This is a genomic window from Bradyrhizobium oligotrophicum S58, from assembly GCF_000344805.1.
In the GTDB taxonomy this organism is placed as follows: Bacteria; Pseudomonadota; Alphaproteobacteria; order Rhizobiales; family Xanthobacteraceae; genus Bradyrhizobium; species Bradyrhizobium oligotrophicum.
The window spans coordinates 2,067,319-2,084,569 of record NC_020453.1 but is presented as its reverse complement, the minus strand read 5'-3'; the positions used below and the strand labels follow the sequence as shown (position 1 = coordinate 2,084,569).

Sequence of the window (17,251 nt, the reverse complement as noted above, 5' to 3'; positions counted from 1 at the left end):
CGCGTGGGATTTCAACCAGGATCAATCCATTATGAATGGCGTTATCCGAACGGGTGACGCATAGTCCCGGCTCGGGACAGGTCCGGCCTGGAACCCGAAAAGGCAAGCCAGAGCACATAGATAGGCATCATGAACCCCGTCAAAGCACTCGAACAACACGGCCAGGCGGTCTGGCTCGACTTCCTTGCCCGCGGCTTCGTCTCCAAGGGTGACCTGAAGCGGCTGATCGACGAGGACGGCGTCAAGGGCGTGACGTCCAATCCGGCCATCTTCGAGAAGGCGATCGGCAGCTCGGACGAATATGATGCGCCGATCGCACGGGCGTTGAAGAGCGGAGACCGCTCGCCGACGCAGCTGTTCGAAGCCGTCGCAGTCGAAGACATCCAGAACGCCGCCGACGTGCTTCGCCCTGTCTATGACGGCTTCGACGGCAATGACGGCTTCGTCAGCCTCGAAGTCTCGCCCTATCTGGCGATGGACAGCAAGGGCACCATCACCGAGGCCGAGCAGCTGTGGAAGGCCGTCGACCGCAAGAATCTGATGATCAAGGTGCCGGCGACCGACGCCTGCCTGCCGGCCATCCAGCACCTGATCTCCAAGGGCATCAGCGTCAACATCACGCTACTGTTCGCGCAGGCGGTCTACCGCCAGGTCGCAGAAGCCTATCTCGCCGGGCTCGAAGCCTACGTCGCCGACGGTGGCGATCCGTCCCATGTCGCAAGCGTCGCCTCGTTCTTCGTCAGCCGCATCGACAGCGTCGTGGACAAGCAGCTCGACGAGAAGATCGCGCAGGCCAACGACCCCAGCGAAAAGGAGCGGCTCACCGCTCTGAAGGGCAAGATCGCCATCGCCAACGCCAAGATGGCCTATCAGGACTACAAGCAGCTGTTCTCCGGCGAGCGCTGGGAGCGGCTGGCCGCCAAGGGCGCCAAGCCGCAGCGGCTGCTGTGGGCCTCGACCGGCACCAAGAACAAGGATTACAGCGACGTCCTCTATGTCGAGGAATTGATCGGGCCCAACACGGTCAACACCGTTCCGCCGGCCACGCTGGATGCATTCCGCGACCACGGCAAGGTGCGCGACAGCCTGGAGGAGGACGTCGAGTCGGCCCAGGACGCGCTCGACGAGCTGGCAAAAAGCGGCATTTCGCTCGACCAGATCACCGCCGACCTCGTGATCGATGGCGTCAAGCAGTTCGCCGACGCCGCCGACAAGCTCTACGGCGCAGTCGCCTTCAAGCGGGCGACGGTGATGGGCCTCGAGCTGGGACAGCAGACGATCGCTGCCGCGGGAGATCTCGAGAAGAAGGTCGCAGCCGCCACGGAGGACTGGCGCAAGACCGCCAAGATCCGCCGGCTCTGGCACAAGGACGCGACGGTGTGGACCGGGCGTGACGAGCACAAATGGCTGGGCTGGCTGACCAGCGCCGCGAAGGCCGACATTGCGGATTACGAAGATTACGCCGCGCGTGTGAAGGGACAGAAATTCTCCGACGCCGTCGTGCTCGGCATGGGTGGCTCGAGCCTCGGACCGGAAGTGCTGGCAGAGACGTTCCCGCGGAAAGCCGGCTTCCCCAGGCTGCACGTGCTCGATTCCACTGATCCGGCGCAGGTCCGCGCGATGGAGAAGGCCATCGACATCACCAGGACGGTGTTCATCGTGTCCTCGAAATCGGGCGGCACCACCGAGCCCAACGCGATGAAGGACTATTTCTTCGCCCGCGTCAGCGAGGCGATCGGGCCCAACAAAGCCGGCCACCGCTTCATTGCGGTCACCGACCCCGGCTCATCGCTGGAGAAGGCCGCGCGCGCGCAAGGCTTTGCCCGCATCTTCCATGGCGAGCCGACCATCGGCGGCCGTTATTCAGTACTATCGCCGTTCGGCCTGGTGCCGGCGGCGACGGCAGGGATCGACGTGCGCAGGCTGATCACGCATGCGCAGTCGATGGTGCGCTCCTGCGGCCCGGATGTGCCGCCGCTGCAGAACCCCGGCGTTCAGCTCGGCCTCGCCATGGGTCTTGCCGGGCTCGAAGGCCGCGACAAGGTGACGATCTTCGCCTCCCCCAGGATCGCCGATTTCGGCGCCTGGGCCGAGCAGCTCATCGCGGAGTCCACCGGCAAGGAGGGCAAGGGTCTCATTCCGATCGACGGCGAGCTGCTGGCCGATCCCGCCGTCTATGGCGACGACCGCTTCTTCATCGACATCAAGGTCGATGGCGACGACGTCCCCGGCCATGACGCGAAGCTTGCAGCACTTGAGGACGCCGGCCATCCCGTGGTGCGCATCGTCATGAAGTCGATCGACCAGCTCGGGCAGGAGTTCTTCCGCTTCGAAATGGCGACCGCGGTGGCGGGGGCCGTGCTCGGCATCAACCCGTTCGACCAGCCCGACGTCGAGGCCGCCAAGATCAAGACCCGTGAGCTGACCGCAGCGTTCGAGCAGACCGGCGCACTTCCTGCGGAAGAGCCGGTCGTTTCCATCAAGGGCTGCGAACTCTACACCGACACGCACAATGCCGAGAGCTTGCGCGAGCATGGCGCGGACGGCACGCTCGCCTCCTGGCTGAAGGCGCATCTCGGCCGCGCCGGCGACGGCGACTACATCGCCCTGCTCGGCTATATCGACCGCAATCCCGGCAACATCGATACGCTGCAAAATATCCGGCTCAAGCTGCGCGATGCCAAGCATCTCGCAACCTGCGCCGAGTTCGGCCCGCGCTTCCTGCACTCGACCGGCCAAGCCTACAAAGGCGGTCCGGACAGCGGCGTGTTTCTCCAGATCACCGCCGATGATGCCCAGGATCTGCCGATCCCCGGGCAGAAGGCGAGCTTCGGCGTGATCAAGGCGGCCCAGGCGCGCGGCGATTTCGACGTGCTGACCGAACGCGGACGCCGCGCGTTGCGGGTGCATCTCAAAGGCAATCTGAAATCGGGCCTGAAGATGCTCGACAGCGCGATATCAGAAGCGCTGAGCTAGGAAGGGCCTCGTCAATGCAGTTGGGTATGATTGGTCTCGGGCGAATGGGCGGCAACATCGTGCGCCGCCTGATGCGCACGGGGCACTCCTGCGTCGTCTACGATCGCGATGCGAAGGCGGTTGCCGCACTCGTTTCCGAAGGCGCGACCGGCGCCGCGAGCCTGGAGGAATTCGTCAGCAAGCTCGCCGCCCCGCGGCACGCCTGGGTGATGCTGCCGGCGGGCAAGATCACCGAGGCGACGGTCGAGCAGCTGACCAAGCTGATGACATCAGATGACGTCATCATCGACGGCGGCAACAGTTTCTGGCAGGACGACGTCCGCCGCGGCAAGGCGCTGCAGCAGCGCGGCCTGCACTATGTCGACGTTGGTACCTCCGGCGGGGTCTGGGGCCTCGACCGCGGCTATTGCATGATGATCGGTGGCGAGAAGGCGGTCGTCGACCGGCTCGACCCCATCTTCGCAAGCCTCGCGCCGGGCATCGGCGACATTCCGCGCACGCCGAGCCGCGACGGCCGCGACCCGCGCGTCGAGCAGGGCTACATCCACGCCGGCCCGACAGGCGCCGGCCATTTCGTCAAGATGATCCACAACGGCATCGAATATGGCCTGATGCAGGCCTATGCTGAGGGTTTCGACATCCTCAGGAATGCGAACAGCGAGGTCCTGCCCGAGTCGCACCGGTTCGATCTCGACCTCGCCGACATCGCCGAAGTTTGGCGCCGCGGCAGCGTCATTCCGTCCTGGCTGCTCGATCTCACCGCGAGCGCGCTGGCGCGGCAGCCGGGACTGGAGAAATACTCCGGTTACGTCGAGGATTCCGGCGAGGGACGCTGGACCGTCAATGCCGCAATCGACGAGGCGGTCCCTGCGGAAGTGCTGACGGCCGCCCTGTTCGCCCGCTTCCGCTCGCGCCAGGAACACACGTTCGCAGAAAAGATTCTCTCGGCGATGCGCGAAGGTTTTGGCGGCCACAAGGAGCCCGAGCAACATCCTGATCCGGCGCGCCAGAGCGGGCCCGAGATCGTCAAGCCAAAGGCCGACCTCGCGTGACCCATCCCCGCCAGCCGCAACATCAGAAGCCCGACGCCTGCGCCTTCGTCATCTTTGGGGTCACCGGCGACCTCACTCACCGGCTCGTGCTGCCGTCGCTCTACAATCTCGCCGCCAGTCACCTGCTGCCCGATCGCTTCTGCATCGTCGGCATCGCCCGCAAGGGCATGTCGAGCGAGCAGCTGCGCGACAATCTGATGGAAGGCCTGCGCAAATACGCGACCCGACCGGTCGAGGACGAGGTCGCCCAGCGGCTCCTGCAATGCGTGACCGCGATCGAGGCCGATCCGAGCGAGCCGGATAGTTTTGACCAACTGAAGGCCAGGCTGGAGAAGCTGGAGGCCGCGCGGGAAACCCACGGCAACCGGCTGTTCTATCTGGCGACGCCGCCGAGCGCTTTCGCGCCGATCGCCCAGCAGCTCGGACGCGTCGGGTTGCTGAAGGAGGACGGCAAGGCGTGGCGGCGCCTGGTGGTGGAAAAGCCGTTCGGCACCGACCTCGCCTCGGCCAAGAAGCTCAACGACCAATTGCTCGAGCTCGTGACCGAGCATCAGATCTACCGGATCGATCACTATCTCGGCAAGGAAACCGTTCAGAACATCCTGGTGCTGCGCTTCGCCAACGGCATGTTCGAGCCGATCTGGAACAGGCACCACATCGACCACGTGCAGATCACCGTGGAAGAAAAGCTCGGCGTCGGCACGCGCGGCAGCTTCTATGATGCGACCGGCGCGCTGCGCGACATGGTGCCGAACCATTTGTTCCAGCTGCTCTCGCTGGTCGCGATGGAGCCGCCGGCGCGGTTCGATGCGCACACCGTTCGCTCCGAAAAGGCCGAAGTGCTCTCGGCCATTCAGCCGCTCACCGAACAGGAAGCGCTGCAGAACTCCGTCCGTGGACAATACAAGGCCGGCATGGTGGGCGACGCGGAGCTCGCCGACTATCGCAAGACCAAGGACGTCCGGCCCGACAGCACGACCGAGACCTATGCCGCGATCAAGCTGACGATCGACAATTGGCGCTGGGCCGGGGTGCCGTTCTATCTACGCACAGGCAAGGCGCTTGGAGCGAAACGCACCGAGGTGGCGATCAAGTTCCGCCAGGCGCCGTTCGCGATGTTCAGCTGCACGCCGATCGACACTTTGGCCGAAAACTATCTGGTCATCGGCATCGAGCCGACCCAGAGCATCACCCTGCAGTTCAACACCAAGATCCCGGGGCCGACCATCCGCACCGACGGCGTGCAGATGAAGTTCAACTACAAGGACTATTTCCAGGCCGAGCCGGCGACGGGCTATGAGACACTGATCTATGACTGCATGATCGGCGACAACATCCTGTTCCAGCGCGCCGACAGCGTCGAGGCCGGCTGGAAGGCGGTAGAGCCGTTCATCGAGGCCTGGAAGAAGGCCGGCCGCGATGGCTTGCATGGCTACGAAGCCGGCAGCGAAGGCCCGCAGGCGGCGGCCGATCTGCTCGCCCGTGACGGCCGCAGCTGGCGCAAGCTGGCCTGAAGCGATGGGCACACCGTCTCCCGAGCTGGTGCGCGTCGCCGACAAGGCCGCGATGGCACGAGCGGCTGCCGATCTCCTGCTTGCGCGGATCGCAGCCAATTCCGGCCGGATCGCGATCTGCCTCACCGGCGGCTCCAGCCCGAAGCAGCTATACGAGCTGCTGGCGACGGACGCCTACCGCGATCGCATCCCCTGGCCGCGCGTGCACTGGTTCATCGGCGACGAGCGCTTCGTGCCGCCTGGAGATCCGCTGCACAACATGACCATGGCACGCAGCGCCTTTCTCGATGCCTGCGCACCGCCCGCGAATATCCACCCGATCCCGACCGACACGACCGATCCGGAGGATGCGGCGCGCGCCTACGAACGCGAGCTGAAGACGTTCTATGGCGCCGAGCAGCTCGATGCGGCGCGGCCGCTGTTCGAGTTGGTGCTGCTCGGCATCGGCCCCGACGGCCACGTTGCGTCGCTTTTTCCCGGCTTCCCTGCGGCCGATGTCAGGGATCGCTGGGTGGTTGGCGTCGACCAGGCCCACGTCGCGCCTTTCGTCCCCAGAGTGAGCTTGACCCTGCCCGTCCTCGCCTCCTGCCGGACCGTGCTGTTCGAGGTGGGCGGCGCCGATAAGCGACCGATCCTCACACGGGTGCTGGCGGGCGAGGACCTGCCCGCCAATCGCGCCCGCTCGGACCATCAGACCATTCTTTTGATCGATGCGGCCGCTTCACCGGAAACATCGGCTGACCAGTCGACGTCGGGGTTGCCGCAGGCGCTCATCATCATGGGCGTGGCCGGGTCCGGCAAGAGCACGATCGGAAAAGCGCTGGGTGAGCGGCTCGGATGGCGCTTCGAGGATGGCGACAGCTTCCATCCGCCGGCCAATGTCGCCAAGATGAGCGCGGGCCACCCCCTCACCGACGAGGATCGCTGGCCGTGGCTCCGGGCGATCGCCGCGGAGATCGCGCGGTGCCGGGCGAACGGCGAGCACATCATCATCGCCTGCTCGGCGCTGAAGAAAGCGTATCGCGACATTCTGCTGGACCACCATCACGACGTTCGCATCGTCTATCTTGAGGGCAGCCGGGAGCTGATCGGTGACAGGATGGTCCACCGCAAAGGCCACTTCATGCCGACAGGGCTGCTCGACAGCCAGTTCGCCACCCTGGAACCACCCGGCGCCTGCGAACATCCTCTCACCGTCTCGGTCGACGCGCCGGTCGAGGCGATCGTCGACGGCATCCTGCAACAGCTTCATGTCAGTCAGGACCGCGCCTGACTGCGAATGGAAGGGATCATGACCCGCATCGCTCTCGTCGTGTCCGATGTCGACGGCACGCTTCTGACCAAGGACAAGGTGCTGACCGAACGCGCGGCAAAGGCGGCGCGCCAGCTGCGCGAGGCCGGGATCGCTTTCACCATCACGTCCAGCCGGCCGGCGATCGGGATGGGCTTTCTGATCTCCCCGTTGCAGATCGACCTGCCGGTCGGGCCGTTCAACGGCAGCTCGATCATCGCCCCCGACATGCGCCCGCTCGAACAGAACCTGATCCCTGCCGAGGCGGCCAAGCGCTGCGTCGACCTTCTCCACCAGTCCGGCGTCGACATCTGGGTCTTCACCAGCGATGCCTGGCTGACGCGCAATCCGGACGGCGACTACGTGCCGAACGAACAGCGCGCGATCCGCGCCGACCCGACGATCATCGGCGACTTCGCTCCTTATCTGTCGAGCGCCTGCAAGATCGTGGGCTCGAGCCGCGATTTCGAGCTCCTGGCCCGCTGCGAGAGCGAGATGCGCGAGGCGCTCGGGAGCGAGGCGAACGCGGTCCGCTCGCAGAGCTACTATCTCGACATCACGCCGCCCGGCCGCGACAAGGGCACCTTCGTCACCGCCATGGCGCAGCGGCTCGGCATTCCGCTCGACCGGGTCGCGACCATCGGCGACATGCACAACGACGTCGCGATGTTCGCGGTCAGCGGACTCTCGATCGCCATGGACAATGCCAGCGACGAGGTGAAGAGCCACGCCAAGCGCGTCACCACCTCCAACCAGGACGAAGGCTTTGCCAACGCCATGGAGATGATCGTCGCGGAGAACGCGCAAGGCTAGTCCTGCGAGCCGACGGCAGCAGGCTCAGGACTCCGACCGCTGCTTTGCAGGCTTGTCGCTGGTCTTTTTCGCTCCGCTCAGATTCTGCGCCGTGTTGATCAGCGCGATGTGCGTCAGCGCCTGGGGAAAGTTGCCGGTCTGCCGGCGTGTCTCGATGTCGTATTCTTCCGCCAGCAGGCCGACATCGTTGGCAATGGCCACGACGCGCTCGAACAGCGCCTCCGCTTTTGCGATATCGCCGGCGAGCACATGCGCGTCGGCGAGCCACAGGGTGCATGCCAGAAAAGCACCTTCGATCGGCTGCTGCTCCTCCGACGATACCTCGCGAGGGTCGTGCCGCAGCACGAAGCCGTCACGCATCAGGCGCTGCTCGATCGCTGCGATCGTGCCGCTGATGCGCTGGTCCGAGCTTGGCAGGAAGCCGACCGCAGGCAGCAGCAATAGGCTCGCATCGAGCAGCTGTGACCCATAGGATTCGACGAAGCAGCCGAGATCGGCGTCGTAGCCCTTGTCGCAGACGTCGCGATGTATGGTCTCGCGCAGCCGCCGCCAGCGTTCCAGCGGCGCCTTCAGATCGAAGCGCTCGGCGCTCTTGATGGCGCGGTCGAAGGCGACCCAGGTCATGACCTTGGAGAAGACGTAGTGCCGGCCATCACCGCGGCGCTCCCAGATGCCGTGATCCGGCTGGTCCCAGACATCGGTAAGATGGTCGAGCACGGCGCATTCGAGCGCCCAGGTGCCGTCGTCCAGCTTCAGCCTGGTCATGCGCGCCTGGTGAAAGGCATCGATCAACTCGCCGTAGACGTCGAGCTGCAGCTGCGCATGCGCGGCGTTGCCGATCCGGACCGGCTGCGAGCCTTCGTAGCCCGGCAGCCATTCCGCCTCCCATTCCGTCAGCCGGCGCTGCCCCATGATGCCGTACATGATCTGCATGTGGGCCGGGGCGCCGGCGGCCGCGCGCAGCAACCAGTTGTGCCAGGCCAGCGCCTCTTCGGTGTAGCCGGAGTTCATCAGCGCGAGCAGCGTGAACGTCGCATCGCGCAGCCAGCAGAAGCGATAATCCCAATTGCGCCAGCCGCCGAGCTTCTCGGGCAACGACGTGGTCGGCGCTGCGACGATGCCGCCGGTCGGGCCGTAGGTGAGCGCCTTCAGCGTGATCAGCGATCGCATCACGAGGTCGCGGTGCTCGCCGCGATAGGTGCACCGGCGGGCCCATTCCGTCCAGAAGGCCTCGGTGTCGGCAAGCGCCTGGTCCGGATCGATCGGCCTGGGCACCGGCAGATGCGACGCGCCGTAGGTCAGCGCGAACGGGATGGTCTCGCCGGCCGCGACGTCGAACTCGGCCACCGTCGTCATGTTCTCGCCGCGCGTCTGGACCGCCGTATGCAGCACCGCCATGTCCTGGCCGCAGATCGCCAGCAGCGCGGAGCGGTCGTCGGACCGCTTCACCCAGGGAATCTCCACCCCGAAGCCGAAGCGGATGATCAGGTCCATGCGCATCGCGACCCGGCCGGACACGCCGCGAACGAGGCGGACGACATCGGAGGCGCTCCCCCGCGGCGGCATGAAGTCGATCAGCTCGACCGTGCCCGTCGCGGTCTCGAACCGGGTTTCGAGGATCAGGCTGTCGCCGCGATAGCGGCGCGACGTGGCGGTGACCTCGCCGCGGGGCTCGATCAGCCAGCGTCCATTGCTATGGTCGCCGAGCAGCGCCGCAAAGCAGGCATCCGAGTCGAACGCCGGCCAGCACAGCCAGTCGATCGCCCCGTTGCGGCCGACGAGCGCAGCCGTTTCACAGTCACCGATCAGCGCGTAGTCTTCAATTCTGCAGGACATTTCGCATCCACATGCAAATGCCTCCCACCCCGCTCCTCAAACGCCCGCCGGACTGATCCGTTCGGCAGTTGCGACTTTCAGCGCCTCGGCATCGATCGCACCGGTGATGTCTTCGATCGCGACCGGCATCTTGCGCTGCCAGTTCGGATGCTCGTCGATCGTGCCCGGAATGTTCGGTTGGTCGACCACGCCGAGCAGGTCTTCCAGCGAAATCGCGAGCAGCCGTGACCGCGTTCGCGACAGGAAGCTGATCGCCGAATAGACGTCGTTGCGTTCGATCGCGTTGTGACGCAGCACCTCGTCCCACAGCCCCAATGCGCGCCAGCGCTCCTCGTCGGTCTCGCCGGGATCGATGTCGAGACCGCGCTTTGTCGTGAGATCGCCGAACGAACGCCAGCCGGCATAGGTCGAGAGATCGTGCGTATTGAGCGTCACCAAGGCGTTCGGCGGATAAGCATCGACATCGCGGAAGCGCGCGTTGTCGTCGCGCTCGAAGATCATCACCTTGTACGACCACAGCCCCCAATCGGCCATCTGCTCGCGAAAACCTTCCGGCACGGTGCCGAGATCCTCGCCGATGACGATACACTCGTTTGCGGCGCTCTCCAGGGCGGTGGCCGCCAGGAGAGCGTCGAAAGGCATCTGGACATAGGCGCCCTGCTTGGCGGGAAAGCCGTGCGGCACGAGATAGAGCCGCTTCAGACCGAGCACGTGATCGAGCCGGATCGCCCCGGCATGACGCATCGACGCCCGCACCATCTCCCGGAACGGTTCGAAATTCTTCAATTCGAGCCCCGGTGCATTGAAGCCGGCCAGACCCCAGTTCTGTCCAACCGTATTCAAGGGATCGGGCGGCGCGCCGACGGACAGCGTCCGCGAAATCGCTCCCTGCTCGTTCCAGGCGTCGAAGCCGTCGGATTGAACACCGACCGCAACGTCCAGATAGAGACCCACCTTCATGCCGAGCCGATGGGCGAGCTCCTTGCAATGGCGCAGCTGCCGCTCGGCGAGCCACTGCACATAAGCGACGAAATCGGCCTCACGGCGATCGGGACCGTTGAGCAGAGCCGCACAGCGCGCCGCGTCCGGCTCGCGCCATTCCGCGGGCCATTCCCACCATGGCTGCTGGAAGCGATGCCGCAGCACTTCGAAGCAGGTGAAGCGCGCGAGCAGGTCGCCACGCTCGGCGCGATAGGTCTTGAACTCGGCGGCCTCGGCGCTGTCCGGCATCGCCATGAAGGCCTTGAAGGCCGCGCGCAGCGCCGGCCATTTCAGCGCCGCAACGCCCTTGTAATCGACGAACTCGGCTTGCCTCAGCTCCTTGAGCACCTTGCTGTCGGGCCCCTTCCGGAAGCCCGGCGCTTGTTCGACATCGACATAGAGTGCATTCAGGAACAGCCGACTGTTCGGCGCATAGGGGCTGAAATCCCCGGGCCGGTCATCGAACAGCGCATGCAGCGGATTGAGACCGACGCCGTCGGCGCCGAGCTTGGCACCGAGCTCGATCAGATTGGCCAGATCGGTAAAATCGCCCATACCCCAGTTGCGGCCCGAGCGAATGCCGTAGAGCTGCACCGCCAGCAGCCAGCCGCGGTCGAAATCGCCGCCGAACGCCTTCTCCGGCGCGACCAGCAGTGGCAGATCCTCGCGGCATGACGACGCGTCCACGAGCTCGAGGCGATAGCTGCCCACCGGAAGATCGGCTGGCCATTCGACCAGCGCCTCGCCGGCCTCGCCGCTGGCAACCTGTACGTCCCCCCGCTTGATGGTCCATACGACCGGCAGCTGGGCCGCCTCGCTGAGCCGACTGCGGACGGGCTGCCCGGATCGAATCACGATGGCGCCGCTGAGCAGCCGGTGCGGTGTGGGCCTCGGGAAGGCCTCGACGATGATCTTGAGGGCTGCCTCGTCGGTGACGCGGCGCTGCCCCTGACCGTCATAGAATTCGGTCAGAATTCCGAGATATTGAGCTTCTTTGTAGAGATCCATTCGGCACGCGATCTGGACGTGAAGGGGCACACGTCATGAAATTGTTGTTGGGTCGCAAGAGGATAGACCCCTAACGCGTTGCGGTTGCCCTCGTTCCCTGGGGAACCAAACCGGCGTCTGCAGCTTTGTATGGGGTCGTCTCGATTCATAGCGAACCGGGACACCGTTTTGTTGTCAATGGCATCACCGTGAACAAATTTGCGCACACGTTCGAGAGCGTCGTTCCCCGAGACGCTTTCTCCCCTATTCTGCCCCCTTTTGAGGAGAGCCGCATCTGTCGGGGTCAAGTCGCCTCCGACCACAGCCGATCCACTATCCTCCGTCCGGTGAGAGCCCCATGAACGTGATGTCGTCTCTGGATGCGACCGACCTCGTGACGACGACCGATGGCGACGGTCTCTGGTACAAGGATGCGATCATTTACCAGCTGCACGTCAAAGCCTTCGCCGACAGCAACAATGACGGTGTCGGCGATTTCGCCGGCCTGACCGATAAGCTCGATTATCTGCAGGACCTCGGCGTCACCACGCTGTGGCTGTTGCCGTTCTACCCCTCGCCCGGGCGCGACGACGGCTACGACATTGCCGACTACGGCAGCATCAATCCCGATTTCGGGACGATGAAGGATTTCAAGCGCTTCATCCAGGAGGCCAAGCGGCGCGGCCTGCGGGTGATCACCGAGCTCGTGGTCAACCACACCTCCGACCAGCATCACTGGTTCAAGCGCGCCCGGCGCAGCCCGCCCGGCTCAAGCGCCCGCAACTGGTATGTCTGGAGCGATACCGACCAGAAATATCAGGGCACGCGAATCATCTTCACCGATACCGAGAAGTCCAACTGGACCTGGGATCCGGAGGCCGGCCAGTTCTACTGGCACCGCTTCTTCTCACACCAGCCGGACCTCAATTTCGACAATCCACGCGTGGTCAACGCCATCATCCAGGTGATGAAGCGCTGGCTCGATGCCGGTGTCGACGGCTTCCGGCTCGACGCCATCCCCTATCTGTGCGAGCGCGACGGCACCAACAACGAGAACCTCCCCGAAACGCATGCGATCATCAAGCGCCTGCGCGTCGAGCTCGACAATTACGCCAAGGACAAGCTGCTGCTGGCCGAGGCCAATCAATGGCCCGAGGACGTGCAGGAATATTTCGGCCAGGGCGACGAATGCCACATGGCCTACCACTTCCCGCTGATGCCGCGCATCTACATGGCGATCGCGCAGGAGGACCGTTTCCCGATCACCGACATCCTGCGCCAGACGCCCGACATTCCCGCGACCTGCCAGTGGGCGCTGTTCCTGCGCAACCATGACGAGCTGACCTTGGAGATGGTGACCGACGTCGAGCGGGATTATCTGTGGTCGACCTACGCCAACGATCCGCGCGCGCGCATCAATGTCGGCATCCGCCGGCGGCTGGCGCCCCTGATGGACAATGACCGGCGCAAGATCGAGCTGATGAACTCGCTGTTGTTGTCGTTCCCCGGCACGCCGATCATCTATTACGGCGACGAGATCGGCATGGGCGACAACATCTATCTCGGTGACCGCAACGGCGTGCGCACGCCGATGCAATGGACGCCGGACCGCAACGGCGGCTTCTCCCGCGCCGACCCGGCGCGGCTTTACGCGCCGATGATCATGGACCCCGTCTATGGCTACGAGGCCGTCAACGTCGAGGCGCAGTCGCGCAGCCTGTCGTCGCTCTTGAACGCGACCAAGAAGCTGATCTCGGTGCGCAAATCGACGCTGGCCTTTGGGCGCGGCACGATGGCCTTCATCCGTCCCGCCAACCGGTCCGTGCTGGCCTATGTCCGGCAATACAAGGATGAGGTCATCCTCTGCGTCGCCAATCTGTCGCGCTCCGCGCAGGCGACCGAGCTCGATCTCTCCGCGTTCAAGGACCGCATTCCGGTCGAGATGCTGGGGCGCTCGCGCTTTCCCGCGATTGGCACGCTGCCATACATGATCACGCTCGCGCCTTACGGCTTCTACTGGTTCCAGCTCAAGGAGCGCGAGAAATCCGAGCCGGTGGTCCAGCGCGCCGTTCCGGAATTCGAAACGCTGGTGGTGCCGCTCGGCTCCACCTGGGTGTCCCTGGCGCGCACACGCAGCCTGTTCGAGCGCGACGTGCTGCCCGACCACCTCGCGCGCACGCGCTGGTACCCCGAGCGCTCGGCCGAGGCGATCCATCCGACGCTCACGGCCGCGATTCCGTTCTGCGACATCGGCGACAACCGCCCCTGGCTGATCTTCTTCAAGGCCGCTGAACGGCAGGACGCGCTACGCTATCTGCTGCCGATGCAGATCGACTGGGTTCGCTTCGATCGCGAGCGCTACAATCCGCAGGCGTTTGCCGCCGTGCGCCAGGGCGCCCGCGAAGGCACCCTGCTCGATGCGGCGACCACTCCCATCTTCCTCGCACTGCTGCTGCGGAATCTCGGTCAATCGCTGATCGTGGAGGAGAACGGACTGCGCCTGGAATTCCTCCCGACGTCGCGATTTCCGGACAAGCCGATCCGCGAGTCCGAGCAGGTCCGCATCATCGAAACCGACCGCTGCAGCAGCAAGGCGGTGGTCAACAATGAATTCTTCATCAAGATCTATCGCGAGCTAGAGGCTGGCAGCCACCCCGAGGTCGATGTCGGTCGCTTCCTGACCGAGATCGTGGGCTTTGCCAACGTGCCGCCGCTGCTCGGCAGCGTCGAGGTGATGCAGGACGGCGGGCGCTGGACCATCGGCAGCGTCCACGGCTTTGTCGAGAACCAGGGCGACGGCTGGACCGTCAGCGCGGCCTATCTCGACCGCTACATCGACGACCAGCGCGTATTTGCCGCAAGCGGCGACGAGCGCCAGAGCGAGGAGCTGTTGCCCTACCTGCGCTACATGGCACAGGCCGGACGACGGGTCGGCGAGTTGCATGCGGCATTGGCGTCGCGCGACGACATGGCCGAGTTCGCCCCGGAGCCGACGACGGCCGATGCGCTCGACCATTGGATCGACCGGCTCCGCGCCCAGGCAGGCCGTATTTTCGCCGTCCTGAGCGAGCGCCGCGACCACTTCAAGGATCATGAGCGAGCACTGGTCGACCAGGTGCTCGCCAAGCGAAGCGATCTGTCGGAGCGGCTCAGCAATCTGATCCCGCACCATGTCGGCGGCTTCGACATCCGCGTCCATGGCGACTTCCATCTCGGCCAGATGCTGATCGTCAAGGACGACGTCTTCATCATCGACTTCGACGGCGACGAGGAGCAGCCGCTCGCCGAGCGCCAGCGCAAGGCGCCGCCGGCCCGCGACATCGCCGGATTCCTGCGCTCGATCGATTGCTCGGTCGGCGTCGCCCTCGATCGCGCCCTGCGCGCCGGCCCCGACGACCACGGCCGGATTGCCGCGGCGCTGTTGGACTGGCGCGATCGGGCCATCGCCGCCTTTTTGGCGGGCTATCGCGAGAACAGGACCCAACAGCGCCTCTGGCCCGACGATCCGCACACCGCAGAGGCGCTCCTTAACTTTTTCATGCTGGAAAAAGCCCTCGGAGCACTCGAATATGACTTGGCTCACCGGCCGGACTGGCTACGCGTCGCGCTGGGCAACCTGCTTCGCGTCCTGTTCGTGCCAGCACCTGCCAGCGAGTCCTCATGACCCATCTTTCTCCCGAGGCGTTTGCGATCATCGAAGGTCGGCATGCCGACCCGTTTCGCTATCTCGGTCAGCACACGATCGACGGCCGGACCGTGGTCCGCGCCTTCCTGCCCGAGGCCTCCCGGGTCGAGGTGGTCGGCGAGCACGGCGAAGTCGCGCCGCTCACGCGCATCCACGACGCCGGCCTGTTCACCGGGACCATGTCGTCGCTGCAGCGCTATCGATTTCGAGCCACGTTCGGCGATCGCGTCACTGACCTCGAAGACCCCTATCGTTTCCTGCCGATCCTGAGCGATTTCGATCTGCACCTGCTCGGCGAGGGCAACCATGAGCGTTTCTACGACAAGCTCGGCACGCATCCGATGGTACTCGACGGCGTCGAGGGCGTGGGCTTCGTCGTGCTCGCGCCCAACGCACGGCGCGTCAGCGTCGTCGGCGATTTCAACTTCTGGAACGCACGACGCCACCCGATGCGGGTGCGCGGCAACGGCTATTGGGAACTATTCGTTCCCCTTGCCAAGGCTGGAGATCACTACAAGTTCGACATCATCGGCCCGCAGGGCGAGCACCTGCCGCTCAAATCCGATCCGATGGCGTTCGCGGCCGAACTGCGTCCGAAGACCGCATCGATCGTCATCGACGAAACGACGCTTCCGCGCCCGCGGCCGGCGCCGCATGACATCAACAAGCTGAACAAGCCGGTCTCGATCTACGAGGTGCATCTCGGCTCCTGGCGACGCAAGGACAACAACCAGTGGCTGACCTATCGCGAGTTGGCCGAGCAGTTGCCGGCCTATGCACGCGACATGGGTTTCACGCATGTCGAATTCCTCCCCGTCAGCGAGCACCCCTTCGACGGTTCATGGGGCTATCAGCCGACCGGCCTGTTCGCGCCAACCAGCCGCTTCGGCACCCCTGATGACTTCTGCGCCCTGATCGAGGCCTGCCATCGCGAGGGGCTTGCGGTATGGCTCGATTGGGTACCAGGCCATTTCCCCGACGACCCGCATGGCCTCGGCCATTTCGACGGTACGGCGCTGTACGAGCATGCCAATCCGATGCAGGGCCGGCACCTCGACTGGGGCACCCTGATCTACAATTTCGGCCGCACCGAAGTCGCCAACTTCCTGCGCTCCAATGCGCTGTTCTGGCTCGAGCGTTACGGCATCGACGGCCTGCGCGTCGACGCCGTCGCGTCCATGCTCTATCTCGACTACAGCCGTCCGTCCGGCGGCTGGATTCCCAACAAATATGGCGGCCGCGAGAACCTGGAGGCGATCGAGTTTCTGCGCCGGACCAATATCGAGGTGTTCGGTCATTTCCCGCAGGCGACGACGGCTGCGGAAGAGTCGACGGCGTGGCCGCAGGTCTCACGCCCCGTGGACATGGGCGGCCTCGGCTTCGGCTACAAATGGAACATGGGATGGATGCACGACACCTTGCGCTACGTCAGCAAGGATCCGATCCACCGCAAATATCACCACGGCGAGATCCTGTTCGGGCTGCACTACGCTTTTTCCGAGAACTTCATTCTGCCGCTATCCCATGACGAGGTCGTCCACGGCAAACGCTCCATTCTGGGACGGATGCCCGGCGACGATTGGCAGCGCTTCGCCAATCTGCGCGCCTATTACAGCTTCATGTTCGGGCATCCGGGCAAGAAACTCCTGTTCATGGGCTGCGAACTCGCCCAGGAGCGCGAGTGGAATCACGATACCTCGCTCGACTGGCATCTCTTGGGCGACGCCAAATATGCCGGCATCCAGGCCCTGATCCGCGACCTCAACCATCTCTACCGCAACGTGCCGGCGCTGCATGAGCGGGACTGCGAGCCGGACGGCTTTGAATGGCTGATCGCGGACGATTCCGACCGCAATGTCTTCGCCTGGGTACGAAAAGGCTTCGATGAGCATGCCCGCTGCGTCGTGGTCGTGAACTTTTCGCCCAACGTGTATTACAACTACCGGGTCCGCGTGCCGTTCGGCGGCAGGTGGCGGGAAGCTTTAAATTCCGACTCCCTGCATTATGGCGGCAGCAATGTCGGCAATGTCGGCCAGGTTCATGCCTCTGAAGAACACCAGCTCAACCTCATCCTCCCGCCCATGGCAGCGGTATTTCTCGTCCCGGAAGCCTGACG

General features: G+C 64.7%; 9 protein-coding genes. 7 read left to right on the top strand and 2 right to left on the bottom strand.

From position 1 onward, the window contains the following. Positions 1-129 precede the first annotated feature (129 nt). Genes S58_RS08860 through S58_RS08840 form a run of 5 tightly spaced genes read left to right on the top strand, consistent with a single transcriptional unit; the run spans position 130 to position 7,646 of the window. Positions 130-2,976 (top strand): bifunctional transaldolase/phosoglucose isomerase, encoded by a 2,847-nt coding sequence (locus S58_RS08860; RefSeq protein WP_015664945.1) that lies wholly within the window; start codon positions 130-132, stop codon positions 2,974-2,976. Between the two features lie 14 nt (positions 2,977-2,990). Beyond that, entirely contained in the window at positions 2,991-4,028 is a 1,038-nt protein-coding gene (gene gnd / locus S58_RS08855) for a phosphogluconate dehydrogenase (NAD(+)-dependent, decarboxylating) (RefSeq protein WP_015664944.1), read from the top strand. After that, positions 4,025-5,542: a glucose-6-phosphate dehydrogenase gene (zwf, locus tag S58_RS08850; RefSeq protein ID WP_015664943.1), complete on the top strand. Its 1,518-nt coding sequence runs from the start codon at positions 4,025-4,027 to the stop codon at positions 5,540-5,542. The genes gnd and zwf overlap by 4 nt, the downstream gene beginning before the upstream one ends. Continuing rightward, positions 5,511-6,815 (top strand): 6-phosphogluconolactonase, encoded by a 1,305-nt coding sequence (gene pgl, locus S58_RS08845; RefSeq protein ID WP_244440733.1) that lies wholly within the window; start codon positions 5,511-5,513, stop codon positions 6,813-6,815. Before zwf ends, pgl begins: the two co-directional genes overlap by 32 nt. An 18-nt stretch (positions 6,816-6,833) precedes the next feature. Then, positions 6,834-7,646: a Cof-type HAD-IIB family hydrolase gene (locus S58_RS08840; protein WP_015664941.1), complete on the top strand. Its 813-nt coding sequence runs from the start codon at positions 6,834-6,836 to the stop codon at positions 7,644-7,646. A gap of 24 nt (positions 7,647-7,670) precedes the next feature. Here the strand turns inward: S58_RS08840 and S58_RS08835 are convergent, their stop codons facing one another. Further along, positions 7,671-9,482 (bottom strand): glycoside hydrolase family 15 protein, encoded by a 1,812-nt coding sequence (locus tag S58_RS08835; protein WP_015664940.1) that lies wholly within the window; start codon positions 9,480-9,482, stop codon positions 7,671-7,673. 36 nt (positions 9,483-9,518) lie between these two features. Next, positions 9,519-11,471: a 4-alpha-glucanotransferase gene (gene malQ, locus S58_RS08830; RefSeq protein WP_015664939.1), complete on the bottom strand. Its 1,953-nt coding sequence runs from the start codon at positions 11,469-11,471 to the stop codon at positions 9,519-9,521. A gap of 337 nt (positions 11,472-11,808) precedes the next feature. On the opposite strand from malQ, the gene treS reads away from it, so the two are divergent. Together treS and glgB are read left to right on the top strand one after the other, a co-directional pair. Next, complete coding sequence (treS, locus tag S58_RS08825) at positions 11,809-15,114, top strand: maltose alpha-D-glucosyltransferase (protein WP_015664938.1); 3,306 nt, start codon at positions 11,809-11,811, stop codon at positions 15,112-15,114. Next, positions 15,111-17,249, top strand: coding sequence for a 1,4-alpha-glucan branching protein GlgB (glgB, locus tag S58_RS08820; protein ID WP_015664937.1), 2,139 nt, complete (start codon positions 15,111-15,113; stop codon positions 17,247-17,249). Before treS ends, glgB begins: the two co-directional genes overlap by 4 nt. The last annotated feature ends 2 nt before the right edge of the window (positions 17,250-17,251 follow it).